The sequence below is a fragment of the Amycolatopsis sp. NPDC104863 genome (genome assembly GCF_055582965.1).
The window spans coordinates 900944-925996 of the sequence record NZ_JBVJOW010000003.1 but is presented as its reverse complement, the minus strand read 5'-3'; the positions used below and the strand labels follow the sequence as shown (position 1 = coordinate 925996).

Here is a 25053-nt window from a genome sequence, read left to right as displayed (position 1 = left end):
TCAGCCCTCCTGCTCGAGTCCGGACCCGTCGCCGAGCCGGCCCAGTTCGTGGTCGATGAAGGCGAAGACCTCGTCCGTGCTGGCCGCGTCGAGCCGCTCGGAGACGTCTTCGCGCGCGGGCTCGGCGTCGGCGATCTTCGCCAGGAGCCGGCGCAGCCGGGCCGCGACGTCCGCCTCCGCGAGCTCACCCGCGGTGCCCGCGGCGACCAGCTCTTCGAGCCGGTCGAGCCCGTCCGGCAGGGAGGTCGCGGCGGCCGGCGCCGGCGCCAGCTCCGCCCGCAGGTGCCCGGCGAGCCCGGCCGGGGTCGGGTAGTCGAAGACGAGCGTCGCCGACAGGGTCAGCCCGGTCGCCGCGGTGAGCCGGTTGCGGAACTCGACCGCGGTCAGCGAGTCGAAGCCCAGCTCGCGGAACTCCAGCCCGGCCCCGACCTGCTCGGCCGGGTGCCCGAGCACCGCCGAAACCTGGGTGCGCACCAGGGAAAGCAGTGTGCGTTCCTGCTCGTTGTCCCGCATCCCGGCCAGCTGCGCCCGCAGGTCGGCCGCGGCGGCCCGGTCCGGACCGGCGGCCGCGCTGCGGCGTCCGGGCCGGCCCACCGGGCGAAGCAGCCACGGCAGCTCGCCGCGGGTGCGCAGCGTCGGCAGGTCGACGCGCACCGGGACGAGGTGCGCGACGTCGCCGCCGACCGCGCGGTCGAACAGCTCGGTGCCCTGCTCGGCGGCCAGCGGGGGCATGCCGCCGCGGACCATGCGTTCGCGGTCGGCGTCGGTCAGGTCGCCGGTCATGCCGGTGTCCCACGCGCCCCAGGCGAGCGACACCCCGGCCAGCCCCCGGCCGCGGCGGTGCTCGGCGAGGGCGTCGAGGAAGGCGTTCGCCGCCGCGTAGTTCGCCTGGCCCGGGGTGCCGATGGTGCCCGCCACCGAAGAGAACAGCACGAGCGCCGCGTGGTCGCCGACAAGCTCGTGCAGGTGCCAGGCCGCGTCGAGCTTCGGCGCGAACACCGTCTCGAGCCGCTGGGGCGACTGCGACGCGAGCACCCCGTCGTCGACCACACCGGCGGTGTGCACGACGGCGGTCAGGTCGGGGACATCGGCGAGCACGGCGGCGAGGGCACTCCGGTCGCTGACGTCGCAGGCCACCACCCGGACGTCGGCCCCGGCCAGCTCCGCGACCAGCTCGTCAATCCCGTCGGCGGCCGGACCACGCCGGCTGAGCAGCACCAGCTTGCGCGCGCCCTGGGCCACGAGGTGGCGGGCGAAGACCCGGCCCAGTCCTCCGGTCCCGCCCGTGATGAGCACGGTGCCTTCGGGGTCCCAGCCCGAGCTTTCACGTGAAAGCTCGGCTCGGGTGAGGCGGGCGACGCTCAGGGTGCCGTCGCGCAGGAGGAGCTGGGGTTCGCCGGTCGCCAGGGCCGCGCGGAGGGTGTCGCCGTCGGGCTCGTCGACGTCCAGCAGGACGAACCGGCCGGGCTCCTCGGACTGCGCCGAGCGCACCAGGCCCCAGACGGCGGCCGCGGCGACGTCGTCCCCGCCGATCGCGCCGCGCGTGACGAACACCAGCCGCGGTGCGGGACTTTGCAGATAGGTCAGCACTTCCGCGGTGAGCGCGTGGGCCGAAGCCGCCGCGTCGGGACCGCCGGTGACCTGGATCGCGACGACGTCCGCGCCGGACGCCAGTGCGGCCGCGAAGTCCGGGTGGGCGTCGACACCGAGGGCGGCGGCGAACTCGTCCCCGACGGCCGCCCACGTTTCGGCGCCCGGCTCGGGCACCGGGACCGGCGTCCAGCGCAGCCGGAACAGCGCGTCGGCCTCGGCGGGGGCTTCGGCCGCGCGGAGCGTGACACCGGAGGCGGTCAGGACCGGCTTCCCGGCGTCGTCGGCCAGCGCCAGGGACACCGAGTCGCCGCCCGCCGGGGTGATCCGGACGCGGACCCGGCTCGCGCCGGACGCGTGCAGGGTGACGCCGGTCCAGGCGAACGGCAGCCCGGCCGGGGCGCCCTCACCGAACCCGATGGCCTGCAGGGCCGCGTCGAGCAGCGCGGGGTGCAGGCCGAACCGGTCGGCTTCCGCGCCGTCGGGCAGGGCCAGTTCGGCGTAGACCTCGGCGCCTGAGCGCCAGACGCGCCGCAGCCCCTGGAACGCGGGCCCGTAGGCGAACCCGGCTTCGGCCGCTTGGGCGTAGAAGCCGGTGAGATCCGCTTCGACGGCGCCGGCGGGCGGCCACACGTCCGGCAGCGGCTCGGCCGCCACCGCCCGCGGGACGAGCGTGCCGGTCGCGTGCCGGGTCCAGTCGTCGTCGGCCCGGGAGGAGATCGTCAGCTCCCGGCGGCCGCCTTCGCCGGGCTCGCCCACGGCCAGCTGCAGCACGACGGCGCCGTCCGGGTCGAGCACGAGCGGCACGGCCAGGGTCAGGTCCTCGACCGCCGCGCAGCCGACCTCGTCGGCCGCGCGGACCGCCAGCTCGAGGAAAGCCGCGCCGGGGAACAGGATCGTGCCGCCGACGACGTGGTCGCGCAGCCACGGCTGGGTGGCCGCGGACAGCCGTCCGGAGAACACCACACCCGGCGAGTCGGCCAGGGCGAGCGTCGCGCCGAGCAGCGGGTGCCCCGCCGGGGCCAGGCCGAGGCCGGTGGCGTCACCCCCGGCGGCCGGCAGCGGCCAGAACCACTCGTGCTGGAACGCATACGTCGGCAGCGCGACGGGCCGGGCCTTCGGGAACCGGGCGGCCCAGTCGACGGCGACCCCGGCGACGTGCAGCCGCGCGAGGGCTTCGGCGACCGCGGCGGCTTCGTCGCGGTCCTTGCGCTGCACCGGGATCACGTGCGCGGCCGGCTCGTCGACGACCGCGGTGAGCGTGGCGTCCGGGCCCAGCTCGGCGAAGACCGTCACCCCGGCCTCGGTGAGCCGCCCGATCGCGTCGCCGAAACGCACGGTGTCGCGGATCTGGCTGACCCAGTACGCCGGGGACGTGACGTCGCCCGCCGACACGACCGGCACCCGCGGCTCGGCGAACGCCAGCTTCGCGACGACGTCGCCGAACTCGGCGAGCATCGGTTCCATCAGCACGGAGTGGAAGGCGTGCGAGACCCGCAGGCGCCGGTGCTTGGCGAACTTCGCGGCGACGGAGACAACGGCTTCTTCGTGTCCGGAAAGGACCACCGAGCCGGGGCCGTTCACCGCGGCGACGTCGACCCCTTCGCCGACGAACGGGAGAACGTCCTCTTCGGACGCCCGCACCGCGACCATGACACCACCGGTGGGCAGCGCGCCCATCAGCCGGGCACGCGCGGACACCAGCGCGCACGCGTCCGGCAGGGACAGCACGCCGGCCACGTGCGCGGCGGCGATCTCGCCGACCGAGTGGCCGGTCACGAAGTCCGGGTGCACCCCCCACGACTCCAGCAGCCGGAACAGCGCGACCTCGAACGCGAACAGCGCCGGCTGCGCGAACTCCGTGCGGTCGATCCGCTCGTCGTCGGCCAGCGCCGCGCGCACCTCGGGGTCGAGCAGCGCCAGGACCTCGTCGAACGCGGCCGCGAACACCGGGTGCGCGGCGGCGAGGCCGCGTCCCATGTGGACTCGTTGCGCGCCCTGGCCGGCGAAGAGGAAGGCGACCGGCGGGGCGACCCGGGCTTCGCCCTGCACGGTCGGGTTCCCGGCCGCGATGGCGCGAAGCCCGTCGACGACTTCGGCGGGTTCACTGCCGACGACCGCGGCGCGGTGCGTGAACGCCGCCCGGGTCGCCGCGGCCGCGTGCGCCAGGTCGGCGAGCGGGTCGCCGCTCGCCTCGACGTGCTCGGCCAGGCGGGCGGCCTGGGCGCGCAGGGCTTCGGGTGTCCGGCCGGAGACGACGACCGGCACCGGGCCGGCCTCGGCCGCGGCGGGCCCGGGCGCGGGCCGGTCCGCCGGCTGCTCGAGGATGACGTGGGCGTTGGTGCCGCTGATCCCGAACGACGACACCGCCGACCGGCGGACCCGCCCGGTCTCGGGCCACGCGGTGGTGTCCGGGACCAGGTCGACCGCGCCTTCGGTCCAGTCCACATGGGACGACGGCTCGGCCGAGTACCGCGACTTCGGGACCACGCCGTGGCGCATGGCCTGCACCATCTTGATCACCCCCGCCACACCGGCGGCGGCCTGGGTGTGGCCGATGTTGGCCTTCACCGAACCCAGCAGCAGCGGCGTCTCCCGGTCGCGGCCGTAGGTGGCCAGCAGGCTCTGCGCCTCGATCGGGTCGCCGAGCGGGGTGCCGGTGCCGTGGCCCTCGACGACGTCCACCTCGGACGTCGTGAGCCCCGAGACCGTCAGGGCCTGGCGGATCACCCGCTGCTGCGACGGACCGTTCGGGGCGGTGAGGCCGTTGGACGCGCCGTCCTGGTTGACCGCCGACCCGCGCACCACGGCGAGGACCTCGTGGCCGTTGCGGCGCGCGTCGGAAAGGCGCTCCAGCAGCACGACCCCGACACCTTCGGCCCAGCCGACGCCGTCGGCGGAGTCGGAGAACGACTTGCACCGGCCGTCGGCGGCGAGGCCGCCCTGAGCCGAGAAATCGACAAAGGCACCCGGGGTCGCCATCACCGTGACACCGCCGGCGATTGCCAGCTCGCAGTCCCCGGCCCGCAGGGCCTGGGCGGCCCAGTGCATCGCGACCAGCGACGACGAGCACGCCGTGTCGATCGTGACGGCCGGTCCTTCGAGGCCGAGCGCGTAAGCCACGCGACCGGACATGACGCTGCCCGCGGTGCCGATGCCGAGGAAGCCGAGGGCCTCCTCCGGGAACTGCACACCCTGGCCGTAGTCGTGGTACATCACCCCGGCGAACACGCCGGTCCTGCTGCCGCGCAACGAAAGCGGGTCGACACCGGCGCGTTCGATCACCTCCCAGGAGGTCTCCAGCAGCAGCCGCTGCTGCGGGTCCATCGCGAGGGCCTCCCGCGGCGAGATGCCGAACAGGCCGGGGTCGAACATCCCGGCTTCGCCGAGGAAACCGCCTTCGCGGGTGTAGGAACGGCCGCGGTCGGCGCCGAAGAGCCCGGCGAGGTCCCAGCCGCGGTCGGCCGGGAACGGGCCGACGCCGTCCCCGCCGTCGAGCACGAGCTGCCACAGCTCTTCGGGCGAGGTCACCCCGCCCGGGTAGCGGCAGGCCATCGACACGATGGCGATCGGGTCGTCGGAGACCGGCGCCCGGACCGTGGTGCGGGCGACCGGGACGTCCTCGCCGGCGAGCTCGCCGCGCAGGAAACCGGCCAGCACCACCGGGGTCGGATGGTCGAACACCAGGGTCGCGGGCAGGCGCAGGCCGGTCGCGGTCGCGAGCTGGTTGCGGAACTCGACCGCGGTGAGCGAGTCGAAGCCGAGGCCGCGGAACTCGCGTTCGACGTCCACCTTCGCGGCGTCGAAACCGAGGACGGTGGCGACCTGGGTGCGGATGACCTCCAGCAGCGCCTTGTGCTGTTCACTCTCCCGCAGGCCGGAAAGCCGTTCGCGCAGGGCGTTGGCGGCCGGGGTAGCCCGGCTCGCGCCGCGCCGGCCCGGCCGGCCGACCGGGCGCAGCAGCCACGGCGGCTCGGGCAGGGCGCGGACGCGCGGCAGGTCGACCAGCACCGGGACGAGCGCGGGTTCGGCGAGCGTGACGGCCCGGTCGAACAGCGCGCAGCCCTGCTCGACCGGCAGCGGCGGCATGCCCGCGCGGACCATCCGCTCGCGGTCGGCGTCGGTGAGCGTGCCGACCATGCCGGTCTCCCAGGCGCCCCAGGCCAGCGACGTCGCGGCGAGGCCGCGGGCGTGCCGGTGGGCGGCGAGCGCGTCGAGGAAGGCGTTGGCGGCGGCGTAGTTCGCCTGCCCCGGCGAGCCGATGGTGCCGGCGACCGAGGAGAACAGCACGAACGCGGCGAGGCCGTCGGTCAGCTCGTGCAGGTTCCAGGCGGCGTCGGCCTTCGGGCGCAGCACGGTCTCGAGGCGCTCGGCGTCGAGGGAGCCGACCACCCCGTCGTCGAGCACCCCGGCGGCGTGCAGGACGGCGGTCAGCGGCCGGTCGGCCGGGATGCCCTCCAGCAGTTCCGCGGCGGCGTCGCGGTCGGCGAGGTCGCAGGCGGCGACGGTGACTTCGGTGCCGTGCGCGGCGAGCTCGGCGACGAGCTCGACGATCCCGTCGGCGTTCCCGCCCCGGCGGCTGGCGAGCAGGACGTGCTTGACGCCGTACTCGGCGGCGAGGTGCCGGGCGAAGACGCGGCCGAGGCCGCCCGTGCCGCCGGTGACGAGGACGGTGCCGTCCGGATTCCACTGTGGACGGCCGGCCGCCCGCGGGGCCCGGCCGAGCCGGGCGACCCGGGCGGTGCCGTCCCGGAGCAGCAGCTGCGGCTCCCCGGTCGCGACGGCGGCCGGAAGCCCGGCCAGGGAGGCGTCGTCGACGTCGGCGAGCACGAACCGGCCGGGGTTTTCGGTCTGCGCGGAGCGGACGAGCCCCCAGACCGCGGCGGCGGCGAGGTCTTCCCCGGCGACGGCGCCCTCGGTGACGAAGACGACGCGCGTGGTTTCGTTCGGGGTCTGCAGGATGGTGAGGACCTCGGCGGTGACCCGGCGGACGTCGGCGAGCACGTCGCCGTCGCCGTGCACCGGGACCAGCAGCACGTCCGGCTCGGCGGCCAGTGCCGCTTCGAGGTCCGGATACGGCGTGCCGAGCTCGGCGAGCCGGGAGCCAAGCACCGCCCAGGCGCCGTCCGGGGTCGCGCCGGGCACCGGCAGCCAGTCGAGGCGGAACAGCGCCACCGGGCCGGATTCGACCGGTGTCGCCGCTCGCAGCGTGAGCGAGTCCACCGACAGGACCGGTGCGCCGGTCTCGTCGGCCAGGTCCAGGGACACCGAGTCGTCGCCGAGCCGCGCGATCCGCGCCCGGACCCGGCCGGCGCCCGTCGCGTGCAGCTCCGCACCCGCCCAGGAGAACGGGAGCCCACCCAGCACCGAATCGGCGAAGGAAATGGCGTGCAGCACGGAGTCCAGGAGGGCCGGATGCAGGCCGTAGTCCGCGGCGTCGTCGCCGGGCAGCTCCGCTTCGGCGAAGACCTCGCCGTCGCGCAGCCAGACCCGGCGGAGGCCGCGGAACTGGGGCCCGTAAGCGAACCCCGCCTCGGCGAAGGTGTCGTAGAACCCAGTCAAGTCCACTTCGGACGCTCCGGCGGGCGGCCACTCCCCCGCGTCGAAGCCGGTCGGGAGCGTGCCCGGGGCCAGGACGCCGGTCCCGTGCCGGACCCACTCGGCGTCAGCACGCGAAGACACGCTCACCTCGCGGCGGCCGTCGGTGTCCGGGGCGCCGGCGACGACCTGCACGAGCGTCGCGCCGGACAGCACCAGCGGCGCCGCCACCGTGAAGTCCTCCACCCGGCCGCAGCCGACCTGGTCGCCGGCCCGCACCACCAGTTCGAGGAACCCGGCGCCGGGGAAGAGCACCTGGCCGCCGATCACGTGGTCCTCGACCCACGACGGCGAGAGCCGGCCGGAGAAGACGACCTCGCCGGAGCCGGCGACCTCGGTGACCGCGCCGAGCAGCGGGTGCCCGGCCGCGGTGATGCCGAGCTGGTGCGCGCCCGGGACGAGCCGCGGCCAGTACCGCTGCCGCTGGAACGCGTACGTCGGCAGCGCGACGCGCCGGGCGCCGGTGCCCTCGAACAGGGCGGCCCAGTCCACCGGCACGCCGGCGACGTGCAGCGCGGCGAGTGCGGTGACGGCGGTGGTCTCCTCGTCGCGCCCGGCACGCAACACGGGCGCGAGGACCTCACCGTCGACGAGCGCGGTGAGCACGGCGTCCGGGCCGAGCTCGGCGAACGCCGTGACCCCCGCTTCGAGCAGGTTCGCGGTCGTGTCGGCGAAGCGGACGGTGTCGCGCACCTGCCGCACCCAGTACTCCGGCGAGGTGAAGTCACCGACCACCGGGATTTCCGGCTCGGCGAAGGTCAATCCGGCGACAACCGCGCGGAAGTCGTCGAGCATCGGGTCCATCGCCGCAGAGTGGAAGGCGTGGGACACCGTGAGCCGCTTGGTCTGCTCGAAGCCGGCGGCCGCGGCCAGCACGGCGTCCTCGGCGCCGGACAGCACGACCGACGACGGCCCGTTCACCGCGGCGAGCGAGACGTCGCCGGTCAGCAGCGGCCGGACCTCGTCTTCGGTGGCGCGCACGGCGACCATCGCCCCGCCGGACGGCAGCGCCTGCATGAGCCGGGCGCGCGCCGCGACGAGCGTGCACGCGTCGGCCAGGGACAGCACCCCGGCGGCGTGGGCGGCGGCGATCTCGCCGACCGAGTGCCCGGCGAGGAACGCCGGCCGCACCCCCCACGAGCGCACCAGGCGGAACAGCGCGACTTCCAGCGCGAAGAGCGCGGGCTGGGCCCAGCCGGTCTCGTCGAGCAGCGCGGCGTCGTCCCCGAAGACGACCTCGCGCAGCGGACGCGGCAGAGCGGGGTCGAGGTGCGCGCAGACCGCGTCGAAGGCGTCGGCGAACACGCCGAACCGCTCGTAGAGCCCCCGGCCCATACCGAGCCGCTGCGAACCCTGGCCGGTGAACAGGAACGCGACCGTCCGCTCGCGGGCGGTCCCGCGGGCGACCGGGGTGCCGTCGACCAGCACGGCGCGGTGTTCGAACGCCGAGCGGGTGGTGGCGAGCGAGAAGCCGGTGTCGAGCGGGTCGAGCCCCTCGGGCAGGGCGGCTAGCTGGGCTTCAAGGGCGGCTTCGGACCGGCCTGACACGAGCCACGGCACCACACCCGGCGTGACCGCCCGCTCCCGCGGTGCCGAGGGGAGCGCCGGAGCCTGCTCGATGATCACGTGCGCGTTGGTGCCGGACAGCCCGAACGACGAGACGCCGGCCCGGCGCGGGCGCCCGTTCTCCCGCCAGTCGACGGCCTCGGTGACCAGCTCGATCGCGCCCGGGGTCCAGTCGACGTGCGTCGACGGCTCGGTCACGTGCAGCGACGCCGGGATCCGTTCCCGGTGCAGGGCCAGGATCATCTTGATGACACCCGCGACGCCCGCCGCGGCCTGGGTGTGGCCGAGGTTGGACTTGATCGAGCCGAGCCGCAGCGGGGCCGGCCGGTCGTGCCCGTAGGCGGCCAGCAGCGCCTGCGCTTCGATCGGGTCCCCGAGGGTCGTGCCGGTGCCGTGGCCCTCGACGACGTCCACTTCGGACGGACGCAGCCCGGCGCTCGCCAGCGCCTGCCGGATCACGCGCTGCTGGGACGGCCCGTTCGGGGCGGTGAGGCCGTTGGACGCGCCGTCGGAGTTGATCGCCGAACCGGCGACCACTGCGAGGACCTCGTGGCCGTGCCGCCGTGCGTCCGACAGCCGCTCGACGACCAGGACACCGGCGCCTTCGGACCAGCTCGTGCCGTCGGCGGAGTCGGAGTACGCCTTGCACAGCCCGTCCGGCGCGAGGCCGTTCTGCCGGCTGAAGCCGACGAAGCTGACCGGCGTGGCCATCACCGTGACACCGCCGGCGAGCGCGAGGTCGCACTCCCCCGCGCGCAGGGCCTGCGCCGCGAGGTGCAGGGCGACCAGCGACGACGAGCACGCCGTGTCGATCGTCATCGCCGGGCCCTCGAGACCGAGCACGTAGGACAGCCGGCCGGACACGACGCTCGCCGCGACGCCGGTGCCCGCGTGCGCCTCGACGTCGGTGGCCGAGCGGACGATCACCCCGGCGTAGTCCTGGCCGTTGGTGCCGACGAACACGCCGGTGCGGCTGCCGCGCAGCCCGGTCGGGTCGATGCCGGTGCGCTCGACGGCCTCCCACGACGTCTCGAGCAGCACGCGCTGCTGCGGGTCCATCGCGAGGGCCTCACGCGGGGAGATGCCGAAGAACTCGGGGTCGAAGTCGGCGGCGTCGGGCAGGAACCCGCCGCGGTCGACGTAGCTGCTGCCACGGCCTTCGCCGGCCAGGGCCGACATGTCCCAGCCGCGGTCGCCGGGGAAGCCGGTGATCGCGTCGCGGCCCTCGGCCAGCAGCGCCCACAGGTCTTCGGGCGAGCGGACGCCACCCGGGAAGCGGCAGCTCATGCCGACCACGACGATCGGGTCGTCGGTGGTGCTCGCCGGGCCCGCCACGGCGGTCACCGGGGCGTCACCGCCGAGGACCTCGGTGAGGAGGAGCTCGGCCAGGGCGAGCGGGTTCGGGTGGTCGAACACCAGCGTCGCGGGCAGCCGCAGCCCGGTCGCGGCGTCGAGCCGGTTGCGCAGCTCGATCGCGGTCAGCGAGTCGAACCCGAGGTCGGAGAACGCCCGTGTGGCCCCGATCTCGGCGGTGCCCGCGTGCCCGAGCACCGTCGCGACGTGCTCGCGGACCACCTCCAGCAGGACACTCGCGCGTTCGGCGGCCGGGGTCGCGAGCAGCCTCGTCGCCAGTGCGCCGCCGGCCGCGGGTTCGGCGGCCAGCTCGGCGAGCACCCGGCGGACGACCGGCAGGTCGGCCAGCAGCGGGCTGCGGCGGACGCTGAGCAGCGGCCGCAGGACGTCGGCGTTCTGGATGTCGGCGACCACAAGCTGCGCGGCCGCACCGCCCGCGTCGGCCAGCACGGTGACGGCGAGGTCGGGGTCCAGGCCGCCGCCGAGGCCGGCGGCCATGCCGTCGCCCGCCCAGGCGCCCCAGGCGATCGACGTCGCGGCCCGCCCGCGGGCGCGCCGGGCTTCGGCGAGCGCGTCGAGCACCGCGTTGGCGGCGGCGTAGTTGGCCTGGCCGGGGTTGCCGACGGCGCCGGCCACCGAGGAGAACAGGATGAACGCGTCGAGATCGCCGGTCAGCTCGTCGAGCAGCAGGGCCGAGTCGACCTTCGCGCGGAACACGGCGTCGAAGCGGTCCGGGGTGAGGCTGCCGAGGACGCAGTCGTCGAGGACCCCGGCGGCGTGCACAACGGCGTCCGGCCGGTGGGTTTCGAGGAGCTCGGTGAGCTGGACGCGGTCGGCGACGTCGCAGCGCGCGACGACGACCCGCTCGTCCGGGCCGGGTTCACCGCCGGAGCGGCTGGCCAGCACCACGCTGTCGGCCCCCTGGCCGAGCAGCCACTTCGTGACGTGCCGGCCGAGCGCGCCGGTGCCGCCGGTGACCAGGACGGTGCCGCGCGGCTGCCACGGCGTGGTCGCGGCGGCGGCCGGGGTGAGGCGGCGGCCGTAGACACCCGAGGCGCGGACGGCGATCTGGTCGTCGTCACCGTCGAGGGCTCCGGCGAAGCGGGCGAGGAGACGGGCGTCGAGGTCGGCCGGGAGGTCGGCGAGGCCACCCCAGCGGCGCGGGTACTCCAGCGCGGCGACGCGGCCGAGGCCCCAGATCGCGGCCTGGGCGGGCGCGGTGAGCGGGTCGGCCGGGCCGGTGGACACCGCACCCCGGGTGACGCACCACAACGCCGTGTCGGCGCCGAGGTCGTCCAGAGCCTGGACGAGCGCGGTGGTCCCGTCGAGCGCGAGCAGCGAGACGACCACCGGGGCGAGGTGGTCACGCAGGAGGTCGGCCAGCTCGGCGCGATCCACGGTGGACACCGTCAGCGAGGTGCCCAGCGCGGCCGCGACCTCGCGCACCCACGGGTCGTCCGTGGGCGGGACGAGGACCAGCCGGTCGCCGGTCGAAGCGGTCGTGGCGGGGAGGGGCCGCCATTCGACGCGGTAGCGCCAGCCGTCCACAACGGACTGTCGCTGCCGGCGGGCGCGCAGGGCCGACAGGGCCGGGACGACCGACGCCAGCGCCGGGGCGTCGACCTGGAGGTCGGCGGCCAGCTCGGCCAGGTCGCCGTGCTCGACGACCGACCAGAACGAGTCGTCCGCGGCGGTTCGCACGGCGGGCTCGGGCCAGTAGCGGCGGCGCTGGAAGGCGTAGGTGGGCAGGTCCGTGCCGCGGGCGCCGGTGCCGGCGAACCAGGCGGCCCAGTCGATCCGGGTGCCGGCGGTGTGCAGGGCGGCCACCGCCGCGGCGACGGCGGCACGCTCGTCGCGATCGCGGCGCAGCACCGGGACGACGGCCGCGCCCGGGACGTCGACCAGCCCGGTGAGCACCGCGTCCGGCCCGACCTCGACGAACGCCGTCACGCCGCGCTCGGCGAGCCCGGCGACCGCGTCGGCGAACCGGACGGTCGCGCGCACGTGCCCGACCCAGTAGCCGGGATCGGTGACGTCGCCCGCGGTGACGACCGGGATCTCCGGCTCGGCGAAGGACAACCCGGTGACCACGCGGCGGAAGTCGTCGAGCATCGGGTCCATCAGGTGCGAGTGGAACGCGTGACTGACGCTGAGCCGCTTGGTCTTCCCGAACCGCGCGGCCACTGCCAGCACCGCGTCTTCGGTGCCCGAGAGCACCACCGAGCGCGGCCCGTTGACCGCGGCGAGGTCGACCTCGCCGGTCAGCAGCGGGCGAACGTCCTCTTCGGACGCTTCGACGGCGACCATCGCGCCCCCGGGCGCAAGCGCTTGCATCAGGCGGCCTCGCGCGGACACCAGCACACAAGCGTCCTCGAGGGACAGCACCCCGGCGACGTGCGCGGCGGCGATCTCGCCGACGGAGTGGCCGGCGACGAAGTCCGGGCGCACGTCCCACGACTCCAGCAGCCGCACCAGCGCGACCTCGATGGCGAACAGCGCGGGCTGCGCGTGCCCGGTCCGGGCCAGCGCGTCGGCGTCCGAGCCCCAGACGACGTCCCGCAGGCCGGGCTCGAAGAAGGCGAACACCTCGTCGAGCGCGGCGGCGAAGACCGGGTAGGCCTCGGCCAGCTCACGGCCCATCCCGAGCCGTTGCGCGCCCTGACCGGTGAACAAGAACGCCTGCCGCGGCGGGCGGCCGGTCTCGGTGGACCCGGCCAGCGCCCGCAGCTCACGGATCGCCGTTTCCGGCTCGGTGGCGACAACCGCGGCCCGGTGCGCGAAGCTCGCGCGGGTGGTGGCCGCCGCGAAGGCGACGTCGAGCAGCCGGCCCGGCGATTCGAGCCGGGCGGCGAGCCGGGCCGCCTGGTCGCGCAGCGCGTCGGCGGTCCGGCCGGAGACGACGAGCGGCACCGGCGTCGCGGCGGCCTCCTCGCGGGGTGCTTCCGGGCGGACCGCGGGTGCTTCGAGGATGACGTGGGCGTTGGTGCCGCTGATCCCGAACGACGAGACCCCGGCCCGGCGGACACGGTCCACCGCGGGCCACTCGACGGCTTCGGAAACGACCTCGACCGCACCGGCTTCCCAGTCCACATGGGACGACGGCTCGCCGGCGTGCAGCGACTTCGGCACGACGCCGTGGCGCATCGCCTCGATCACCTTGATCATCCCGGCGACCCCGGCGGCGGCCTGGGTGTGGCCGATGTTGGACTTGATCGAGCCGAGCAGCAGCGGCCGCGCGCGGTCCTGGCCGTAGGTCGCCAGCAGCGCCTGGGCTTCGATCGGGTCGCCCAGGGTCGTCCCGGTGCCGTGTGCCTCGACGACGTCGACGTCCGAAGTGGACAGTCCGGCGTTCGCGAGCGCCGCGCGGATAACCCGTTGCTGGGACGGGCCGTTCGGCGCGGTGAGCCCGTTGGACGCGCCGTCCTGGTTGACGGCGGAACCCCGGACCACGGCGAGGATCCGGTGCCCGTGGCGCAGCGCGTCGGACTGCCGCTCGACCACCAGGAGTCCCGCGCCCTCGGACCAGCCGGTGCCGTCGGCGTCGTCGGAGAACGCCTTGCACCGGCCGTCGGGGGCGAGACCGCTCTGGCCGCTGAAGCCGATGAACCCGCCCGGGGTGGCCATCACGGTCACCCCGCCGGCCAGGGCGAGGTCGCACTCCCCCGCGCGCAGCGACTGCGCGGCCAGGTGCAGCGCCACCAGCGACGACGAGCAGGCGGTGTCGATCGTCATGGCCGGGCCCTCCAGGCCCAGCACGTACGACAGGCGGCCCGAGGCGACACTCGCGGCCAGGCCGGTGCCGGTCTGCCCGCGCAGGTCGGCGTCGGTGGTCATGAGCAGGTCGGAGTAGGTCTGGCCGTTCGTGCCGACGAAGACGCCGGTGCGCGAACCCCGCAGCCGCGTCGCGTCGAGCCCGGCGCGTTCGAAGGCCTCCCAGGACACTTCGAGCAGCAGCCGCTGCTGCGGGTCCATCGCGACGGCCTCACGCGGCGAGATCCCGAAGAACGCGGCGTCGAACTCGGCCGCGTCGTAGAGGAACCCGCCCGCCTGGGTGTCGCTGGCGGCCAGGGCGGCCGCGTCCCAGCCGCGGTCGGCCGGGAAGCCGGAGACGGCGTCGCCGCCCGAAGCGACCAGGTCCCACAGCCCGTCCGGACCGGTGACCCCGCCGGGGAACCGACAGGCCATGCCGACGACCACGACCGGGTCGTCGGACACCGGGCCGGCCACCACGACGGCGGCGCCGGCGCCGGCCGAGCCGACCAGCTCCCCGCGCAGGAACTCCGCGACCGCGCCCGGGGTCGGGTAGTCGAACACCAGCGTCGAGGGCAGCCGCAGCCCGGTCACCGCGGCGAGCCGGTTGCGGAACTCGACCGCGGTCAGCGAGTCGAAGCCCAGCTCGCGGAACTCCCGCGTCGGCTCGACGTCGTCGGGCGCGTGGCCGAGGACGGCGCCGGCCTCGGTGGCGACCTGGCCGACGAGCAGGCGCAGCTGCTCGGCCGGGCGCATCCCGGCGAGCTGTTCGCGCAGCGAGCCGCGCACGTGCTCGGCGTCGCCGCCCGCGCGGCGGCGGCCCGGCTTGGCGACCGGGCGCAGCAGCCACGGCAGCTCGCCCTGGGCGCGCATGGCCGCCATGTCCACGCGCATCGGCACGACGACGGGGCTCGGCGACCGCGTCGCCCGGTCGAACAGCCGGATGCCCTGCTCGACGGTCAGCGGCGGCACCCCGCCGCGGGCCATCCGCTCGCGGTCGGCGTCGGTGAGGGTGCCGACCATGCCGGTTTCCCAGCCGCCCCAGGCCAGGGACAGCGCGGCGCGGCCCTCGCGGTGGCGGCGCTGGGCGAAGGCGTCGAGGAAGGCGTTGGCGGCGGCGTAGCTGCCCTGCCCCGCCGAGCCGACCGTGCCGGCGACCGAGGAGAAGACGAGGAACGCGGACAGGTCGAGGTCGCGGGTCAGCTCGTCGAGGTGGACGACGGCGTCGACCTTGGGCCGCAGCACGGTGTCCAGGCGCGCGGGGTCGAGCGAGGCGACCACGCCGTCGTCGAGGACACCCGCGGTGTGCACGACGGCGCGCAGCGGGTGCGCGGCCGGGATCCGGGCGAGCACGGCGGCGAGCTGGCCGCGGTCGGCGACGTCGCAGGCTTCGATCGTGACGCCGTCGCCCAGCTCGGCCCGCAGCTCGGCCGCGCCGGGGGCGCCGAGGCCGCGGCGGCTGGTGAGCAGGAGGTGCCGGACGCCGTGGGTGCGCACGAAGTGCCGGGCCAGTTCGCGGCCCAGCCCGCCGGTGCCGCCGGTGATGAGCACGGTGCCGTCGGGTTCCCAGCGCGGCGGCAGGGTCAGCACGATCTTGCCGACGTGCTTGGCGCGGCTCATGTGCCGGAACGCGGCCGGGGCCTGGCGCAGGTCCCAGCTGCGGATCGGCAGCGGGGTGAGGACGCCGTCGCCGAAGAGCCGCAGCAGCTCGCCGAGCAGCTCGGCCGTGCGGTCCGGGCCGGCCTCGCCGAGGTCGAACGCGCGGTAGCGGACCCGCGGCAGCGCGGCGGCGTCGCGGATGTCGGTCTTGCCCATCTCGAGGAACCGGCCGCCGTCGGCGAGCAGGTTCAGGGAGGCGTCGGCGAACTCGCCGGCCAGCGCGTTGAGCACGACGTCGACGCCCGAGCCGCCGGTGACGCGGCGGAAGTCGGCTTCGAACTCGAGCGAGCGGGAGGAGGCGATGTGGTCGCCGTCGACCCCGAGCTCCCGCAGGACGTGCTGCTTGCCCGCGCTCGCCGTGGCGAAGACCTCGGCGCCGAGGTGGCGGGCGAGCTGGATGGCGGCCATGCCGACACCGCCCGCGCCCGCGTGGATCAGGATCTTCTGGCCGGGCTTGAGGTCCGCGAGGTCGACCAGCGCGTAGTAGGCGGTCAAGAACACCAGCGGGACGGACGCGGCGGTGCGCGCGGACCACCCGGCGGGCACCGGCGCGAGGTAGCGCGGGTCGGCGACGCTGTGGGTGCCGAACGAGCCGGGCAGCATGCCGAAGACGCGTTCGCCGACGCGGGCCGGATCGACGCCGGGGCCGACCGCCTCGATCACGCCGGCGCCTTCCGCGCCGAGGTCGCCGAGCTTGCCCGGGTACATGCCGAGCACGGACAGGACGTCGCGGAAGTTGAGCCCGGCCGCTTCGAGGCGAACCCGGACCTGGCCCGAGGGCGGGTCGTCGAGCACGTCCGGGCACGCCTCGGCGCCCAGGTCGTCGATCCCCGCGGGGCCGGCGGTGAGCCGCCACGCCGGTCCCGCGGGAGGCAGGAGGTCGCCGTTGCCGGCCAGCCGGCCGAGCCGGGCGACGCGGACGCTTTCGCCGCGCACGGCGAACTGGGGTTCCCCGGAGACGACGAACCCGGTGCCGGGCAGCGCGGCGCCGGCTTCGAGGTCGACGAGGACGAACCGGTCCGGCTGCTCGGACTGCGCGGAGCGGACGAGCCCCCAGGCCGCCGCGGCGGCGGGATCGGCGATCCGGTCACCGGGCTCGACCGCGACGGCTTCGCGGGTCACGAAGACGACCCGCCGGGCGCGCTCGTCGGCGTTCTGCAGCACAGTCAGCGTGTGTGCGGTGACGGCGCGGACGGCGGTGGGCAGGTCGTCGTCCCCTGCGCCGATCGGGACCAGCAGGACGTCCGGTTCGCGGGCGAGGGCCTCGTCGAGGTCGACGCACGGCCGGGCCACCTTCGCCAGCTGCGGGTCGTCGCCGAGGAGGGCCCACGTTCCGGCCGGGGCGTCCTTGGCCAGGGCCGCCGGGACCCACGTGAGCTGGAACAGGGAGTCGTCGTCGGCGTCGCGCTGGGCCGCTTCGCGCAGCTGGAGCGACTGGACCGTCAGGACCGGCGCACCGGTCTCGTCGGTGACGGCGATGGCCACCGACTCGCGGTCCACCGGGGTGATCCGGGCGCGGATCCGCGTCGCGCCCGAAGCGTGCAGCGACACCCCGGACCAGGCGAACGGAAGACCGCCCGCGACCGTGTCGAGGCGGTGGAGGGCGTGCAGGGCCGCATCGGACAGGGCCGGGTGCAGGCCGTAGTCGCCGTCGGGGTCGCCGGGCAGCTCCGCCTCGGCGAGCAGCGTGTCGCCGTCCAGCCAGGCGCGGGTCAGGCCGCGGAAGGCGGGCCCGTAGGCCAGGCCGGTCGTGGCCAGCTCGTCGTACACAGTGGACACATCGAGCTCGGTGGCGCCGGCGGGCGGCCAGTCGCTCCCGGGCGCGGCCGGGTGCTCGCCGACGGCGACGAAGCCGGCCGCGTGCGGCACCCACCCGGCGTGCGGGCCGGTGCCGCGCGAGGAGATCGTCAGCTCGCGGCGCCCGGCGTCGTCCGGGCCGCCGACGGCGATCTGCAGCAGCACCGGCTCCTCCGGGCGCAGCCACAGCGGCGCGGCGATGGACAGGCTCTGCACGGCGGCACAGCCGACCTGGTCCGCCGCGCGGACGGCGAGGTCGAGAAACCCGGTGCCGGGGAACAGCACGTGCCCGCCGACGACGTGGTCGGCCAGCCACGGCCGCGTGTCGGTCGACAGCAGCCCGGACAGCACCACCCCGCCGGAGTCGGCGAGGTCGACGGCGAAGTCCAGCAGCGGGTGCCCGGCCGGGGTGAGCCCGAGGCGCTCGACGGCGCCGCGGCCGGGCGTGACCCGCGGCCAGTAGTGCCGGCGCTGGAAGGCGTACGTCGGCAGGGTGATCCGCCGGGCGCCGGGGAACCACGGCGTCCAGTCGACACCCGCGCCGGCCACGTGCAGCCGAGCCAGCCCGGTGAGGAACGCCTCCGGTTCCGGGCGGTCCTTGCGCAGCAGCGGCGTGACGAGCGCGCCGGGCGCGTCGACCATCGCCGAAAGGACACCATCGGGACCGACCTCGACGAACGCCGTGACGTCGAGCGCGGCGAGGACGTCGGCGAAGCGGACGGTGTCGCGGACGTGCCGGACCCAGTGCTCCGGGTCGGTGACGTCGCCGGTGGTGACGACCGGGATCCGCGGGGGCGTGAAGGTCAACCCCTCGACGACCGCGCGGAACTCGTCGAGCATCGGGTCCATCAGGTGCGAGTGGAACGCGTGGCTGACGGTGAGCCGCTTGGTCTTCTCGAAGTGCGAAGCCACAGCCAGCACGGCGGCCTCGGTGCCGGAGAGCACCACCGCGCGCGGGCCGTTGACCGCGGCGACGTCGACGCCGTCGGCCAGCCGGGCGCGAACGTCCTCTTCGGACGCTTCGACCGCGACCATCGCGCCGCCGCGCGGCAGCGCCTGCATCAGCCGGCCGCGCGCGGTCACCAGCGTGCCCGCGTCTTCCAGGGACAGCACCCCGGCGAGGTGGGCCGCGGCGATCTCGCCGACCGAGTGCCCCGCGACCCGCGCCGGCCGGACGCCGTGCGCCTCGGCCAGCCGGGCGAGCGCGACCTCGAGCGCGAACAGCGCGGGTTGCGCCCAGCCGGTCTCGGCGAGCAGGCTCGGGTCGTCACCCCAGAGGACGTCGCGCAGGCCGGGATCGAGGTGCGCGAGGACCTCGTCGAGGGCGTCGGCGAACGGCTTCGACACGGCGTACAGCTCACGGCCCATGCCGAGCCGCTGGGAACCCTGGCCGGTGAACAGGAACCCGACCGACGGCGCGTCCCCGGTGCCGCGCGCGGCTTCGCGGACGCCGTCCGGCGTGGCCAGGAGCACCGCGCGGTGCGGGAAGCCCGCGCGGGTGGTGAGCAGGGAGTGCCCGGTGTCGAGCGGGTCGAGCCCGGCGGCGGTGATCCGCTCGATCTGGGCGGTGAGGGCGTCCTCGGTCTTGCCGGAGACGACCCACGGCACGACCGGGAGCTCGGGCCGGGGCGCGGCCTCGGCCGGGCGCGGCTCGGGGGCTTCGAGGATGACGTGGGCGTTGGTGCCGCTGATCCCGAACGAGGACACGCCCGCGCGGCGGACTCGGTCCGCTTCGGGCCACTCGACGGCCTCCGCGACCACCTCGACGGCACCGGCTTCCCAGTCCACATGGGACGACGGCTGACCGACGTGCAGCGACTTCGGCACGATCCCATGGCGCATCGCCTCGATCACCTTGATGACCCCGGCGACCCCGGCGGCGGCCTGGGTGTGCCCGATGTTCGACTTGACGGAGCCCAGCAGCAACGGCGTCTCGCGGTCCTGCCCGTAGGTCGCCAGCAGCGCCTGCGCCTCGATCGGGTCGCCGAGCGTCGTGCCGGTGCCGTGCGCTTCGACGACGTCGACGTCCGAAGTGGACAGACCGGCGTCGGCCAGCGCCGCGCGGATGACCCGTTGCTGCGACGGGCCGTTCGGCGCGGTGAGCCCGTTCGACGCGCCGTCCTGGTTGACGGCCGAGCCGCGCAGGACGGCGAGGATCTCGTGCCCGGCCCGCAGCGCCTCCGACTGCCGCGCCAGCACCAGCACACCGACCCCTTCGGACCAGCCGGTGCCGTCGGCGTTGTCGGAGAACGCCTTGCAGTGGCCGTCCGGGGCGAGGCCGTTCTGGCCGCTGAACCCGACGAACCCGCCCGGCGTGGCCATCACGGTCACGCCGCCGGCGAGCGCGAGGTCGCACTCCCCCGCGCGCAGCGACTGCGCGGCGAGGTGCATCGCGACCAGCGACGACGAGCACGCCGTGTCGATCGTCATGGCCGGGCCTTCGAGCCCGAGCACGTACGACAGCCGGCCGGACACGACACTGCCGGCGATGCCGGTGCCGGTCTGGCCGCGCAGCTCGACGTCGCCGGTGAGGAACAGGTCGGAGTAGGTCTGGCCGTTCGTGCCGACGAACACGCCGGTGCGCGAGCCGTGCAGACCCGTCGCGTCGAGGCCGGCGCGTTCGAACGCTTCCCAGGACACTTCCAGCAGCAGCCGTTGCTGCGGGTCCATCGCGACGGCCTCACGCGGCGAGATCCCGAAGAAGCCGGCGTCGAACTCGGCGGCGTCGTAGAGGAACCCGCCGGCGCGGGTGTCGGACGCGGCGAGCGCGGCCGCGTCCCAGCCGCGGTCGGTCGGGAAGCTCGACACCCCGCTGCGGCCGTCGGCGACGAGGTCCCAGAGGTCTTCGGGGCTTTCCACGCCGCCGGGGAACCGGCAGGCGACCCCGACGACCACGATCGGGTCGTCGTCCCGCCGGCCGGACGTCACCGCGGCGGGTGCACCGGGGGCGCCGAACAGCTCGGCGAGCACGAGCCGGGCCACCGCGGCCGGTGTCGGGTGGTCGAACACCAGCGTCGACGGCAGCCGCAGCCCGGTCACGGCCGCCAGCCGGTTGCGCAGCTCGACCGCGGTGAGCGAGTCGAAACCCAGTTCGGAGAACGACTTCGTGGCGCCGACGGCGGCCGGGTCCGAGTGGCCGAGGATGGTCGCGGCGCGGCCGCGGACGAGGTCGGTGACCTGCGCGAGCCGTTCGTCGTCGCTCAGGACGCGCAGCCGGCCGGCGAGGTCGGCGGCGGCCGCGGACGTCGTCGCGGCCGAGCGGCGGATGCCGCCGGCGAGCCCGCGCAGGATCGGCGGCAGCTCGTCGAGCAGGCGCAGCGCGGCGAGGTCGACGGCGACCGGCACGACCACCGGCTGCGGCCGGGTCACGGCGGTGTCGAACAGCGCCAGGCCGTGCTCGAGCTCGAGGGGCGGCATGCCGGAGCGGGCCATCCGCGCGCGGTCGGCGTCGGCGAGCGAGCCGGCCATGCCGACCGTCCAGGAGCCCCAGGCCAGGGAGAGGCCGGGCAGGCCGGCGGCGCGGCGGTGGGCGGCCAGCGCGTCGAGGAAGCTGTTGGCGGCGGCGTAGCTGCCCTGGCCGGCGCCGCCCATGATCCCGGCGACGGAGGAGAACAGCACAAACGCGGCGAGGTCGTGGGTCAGCTCGTGCAGGTGCCACGCGGCCGCGGCCTTGGCGGCCAGGACCGGCGCGAGCCGGTCGGGCGTGAGGGCGGTGACCACACCGTCGTCGAGCACGCCGGCCGCGTGGACGACCGCGGTCAGCGGGTGCTCGGCCGGGATCGCGGCGAGCGCGGCGGCGAGGTCCTCGCGGTCGGCGACGTCGCAGGCGCGGATCTCGACGTCTGCGCCGAGCTCGTCGCGCAGCTCCCGTGCGCCGGGCGCGTCCGGGCCGCGGCGGCTGAGCAGCAGCAGGTGCCGCACGCCGTGTTCGCGCACGAGGTGCCGCGCGAGCTCGGCGCCGAGGCCGCCGGTGCCCCCCGTGATGAGGACGGTCCCCTCGGCGTCGAACCCCGCGCTTTCCCGGGAAAGCTCGGGGTTGGCACGGGCGAGGCGGAGCGCGTGGGCGGTGCCGGCGCGCAGCCGCAGCTGGGTTTCGTCGAGGGCGAGGGCACGCCGGACGACGTCGTCGGTGGTCTCGGTGTCGGTGTCGACCAGGACGAAGCGGCCCGGGTTTTCCGCCTGGGCCGTGCGGATCAGGCCCCACACGGCCGCGGCGGCGAGGTCGCCGGCTTCGGTCACGAAGACCAGCCGCGACGTCGCGGAACCGTCCGTCAGCCAGTTCTGGGCCAGTTCGAGCGCGCGGGTGGTCAGCGAGGTGAGGCCGTCGAGGGTGCCGCCGTCGTCGCCGAGCCGGACGAGGGTGACGTCGGTGGCGGCCTCCGGCGGCAGCACGACCGGCACCCAGCGCGGCTCGAACAGCGAGTCCACATCGGACTGTGCGGCCACGGCTTCCGAGCGCACCGAACCGATCGACGCGACCGGCTGTCCGGCGGTGTCCGTGAGCGCCAACGCCCCGCCGGCACCGACCTGGACGCGAACGCGAGCAGCGCCGGCCGCATGCAGCGAGACCCGGCTCCACCGGGTGGGGTATCCGGTGATCCCGGCCGCCTGCAAGACGTCCGCGAGGAGCCGCGGGTGCAGCCCGAAGCGCGCCGTCTCGGCTTCGTCCTCACCGAACGCGACTTCGAGGTCCGAGTCGGTGAAGTCTTCGTGGTGCGCGCCGGTGGCGAGAACACCCTCCGCCCGGCGAACCCAGCTGCCTGCGGCCCGGGTGTGGATGTCGAGCCGGCGCCGACCGGTCTCGTCCGGCTCCCCCACCGAAAGCTGCAGGTCGACGGCCTCGTCGGCGGCCAGCTCCAGCGGAGCGCCGAGGGTGAGCTCTTCGACCAGGTCACAGCCGAGGTCGAGGCCGGCGCGCAGAGCGAGTTCGACGAACCCGGTGCCCGGGAACACCCCGTCGGTGAGCCACGGGTGGGTCCGCGCGGAGACGCGCCCGGTCAGCAGCAGCCCGTCGGACCCGGCCGGGGCCACGGACGCGCCGAGCAGCGGGTGCGTGACCGGGTCGAGCCCGAGCCCGGTGGCATCGGCAGCGACGTCCACAGTGGACGGCCAGAAACGCCGGCTCTGGAACGGGTACGTCGGCAGGGAGATCGTGCGGGCGCCGGTTCCGGCGTAGAACTTCGTCCAGTCGACGCGCACCCCGGCGGTGTGCAACCGGGCCAGCGCTTCGGTGAGCACCGCGGGCTCGTCGGAGTCCCGGCGGGCCACCGGAACGGCCGTGACGTCCTCGATCAGCGGGGTGAGCGCGGCGTCCGGGCCCAGCTCGGCGATCACCGAGACCCCGGCCTCGGCGAGCTTCGCCACTGAGTCGGCGAACCGGACCGGCTCGCGGACGTGGCGCACCCAGTACTCGGCCGTGGTGACGTCCCCGGAGGCGATGAACGGCAGCACGGGCTCGGCGAACGTCAGCCCGGCGACCACCGCGCGGAAGTCGTCGAGCATCGGGTCCATCAACGGCGAGTGGAACGCGTGCGACACCGACAGCCGGCGCGGGCGCTCGAAGTGCGCGGCGGCGGCCAGCACGGCGTCCTCGGTCCCGGACAGCACCACCGACCGCGGCCCGTTCACCGCGGCGATGGCGACGTCGTCACCCAGGTACGGCCGGACGTCCGCCTCGCTCGCGCGGACGGCGACCATCGCGCCGCCGGCGGGCAGCGCCTGCATCAGCCGGGCCCGCGCGCCGACGAGCACACAGGCGTCGTCCAGCGACAGCACCCCGGACACGTGCGCGGCGGCGAGCTCGCCGACCGAGTGCCCGGCGACGAAGTCGGGCCGGATCCCCCAGGACTCCAGGAGCCGGAACAGCGCGACCTCGACCGCGAACAACGCGGGCTGCGCGTGCCCGGTCCGGTCCAGCGCGGCGGCGTCGGTGCCCTGCAGCACTTCGCGGACAGCGGGGTCGAGCCGGTCGAGCGACGCGGCGAGGGCGTCGGCGAAGACGGGGAACCGCGCGGCCAGCGCCCGGCCCATGCCCAGCCATTGCGCGCCCTGGCCGGTGAAGACGTACGCGAGAGCGGGCGGCTGGTCGACCGATCCCGTGACGACGCCGGGCGCGTCCCCGGTCTCCAGCCAGGCGGTCAGCGCCGCGCGCGGGTCCGGCCCCGAGACGCTCAGCCGCTCTTCGAACGCCGAACGGGTGGTGGCCAGCGAGAACGCGACGTCCAGCGGGTCGGCCGTCACACCGGCGAGCTGGGCGACCTGGGCGCGCAGCGCGGCGGGGGTCCGTCCGGAAACCAGCCAGGGTGCGGGAACCGGCGTGCGTTCGGCCGGGACGACCGGCGCGGCCGGCGCCTGTTCGACCAGCACGTGGGCGTTCGTGCCGCTGACCCCGAACGACGAGACCCCGGCGCGGCGCGCCCGGTCCACCGCGGGCCACGGCTGGTTCTCCGTGGCGAGCCGGACCGCGCCGGCGTTCCAGTCCACATGGGACGACGGCGTCTCGGCGTGCAGGGTCCGCGGCACCACCCCGTGCCGGATCGCCTCGACCACCTTGACGATCCCGGCGACGCCGGCGGCGGCCTGCGTGTGCCCGATGTTGGACTTGACCGACCCCAGCAGCAGCGGCGTCTCGCGGTCCTGGCCGTAGGTGACCAGCAGGGCTTGCGCTTCGATCGGGTCGCCGAGCCTGGTGCCGGTCCCGTGCGCCTCGACGACATCGACGTCCGAAGTGGACAGTCCGGACGAGGCCAGCGCGGCACGGATCACACGTTGCTGCGAAGGACCGTTCGGCGCGGTGAAGCCGTTGGACGCGCCGTCGGAGTTCACCGCGGTGCCGCGGACCACGGCGAGCACCTCGTGCCCGTTGCGGTGCGCGTCCGACAGCTTCTCCAGCACCAGCACGCCGATGCCCTCGGACCAGCCGGTGCCGTCGGCGTCGTCGGAGAACGCCTTGCAGCGGCCGTCGGCCGACAGCCCGCCCTGGCGGCTGAACTCCAGCAGCGACCCGGGGGTCGACATCACGTTCACGCCCGCGGCCAGCGCGAGGGTGCACTCCCCCGCGCGCAGGGCCTGCGCGGCCAGGTGCACCGCGACCAGCGACGACGAGCACGCCGTGTCGACCGTGACGACCGGGCCTTCGAGGCCGAGGGTGTAGGCGATCCGACCCGACAGCGCGCTCGCCGCGATGCCGGTGCCGACCGAGCCGTCGGCGTCGGCCAGCGACCGGACCATCAGGTAGGCGTAGTCCTGCCCGTTCGTCCCGGCGAAGACGCCGGTGCGGCTGCCGCGCAGCCGCCGCGGGTCGATCCCGGCCCGTTCGATCGCCTCCCAGGACACCTCCAGCAGCAGCCGCTGCTGCGGGTCCAGCGACACCGCCTCGCGCGGCGAGATCCCGAAGAACCCCGCGTCGAAGTCCGTGACGCCGTCGAGGAACCCACCGGCTTGGCTGACGCCCATGCCCCGCTCGTCGACTCGAGCGCCGGTGACCGCCTCGACGTCCCAGCCGCGGTCGGCCGGGAACGGCCCGATCGCGTCCCCGCCGTCCTCGACGAGCCGCCACAATGCTTCGGGGCCGCGGACGCCGCCGGGGAACCGGCAGCCCATGGCCACGATGGCGATCGGTTCCGTGGCGGCGGCCCGCAGCTCCTGGTTCTGCCGCTTGAGCCGCTCGGACTCCTTCATCGCGGCACGGAGTGCTTCGACGACCCGGTCGCTCGGGGTGGACATGTGTCAGCTCCGTAG

Annotated in this window: 1 protein-coding gene; it reads right to left on the bottom strand. The window is 75.6% G+C overall.

Annotated features, from left to right (window positions below; all coding sequences use genetic code 11):
• Positions 1-25038 carry a type I polyketide synthase gene (locus ACZ63J_RS20790; protein WP_465402410.1) on the bottom strand — a complete coding sequence of 8346 codons (25038 nt, stop codon included), beginning with the start codon at positions 25036-25038 and terminating at the stop codon, positions 1-3.
• Positions 25039-25053: the final 15 nt, after the last annotated feature.

Excerpts from the sequence above, each read along its gene's own strand:
- ACZ63J_RS20790 (WP_465402410.1), bottom strand. The coding sequence starts at position 25,038 with ATGTCCACCCCGAGCGACCGGGTCGTCGAAGCACTCCGTGCCGCGATG.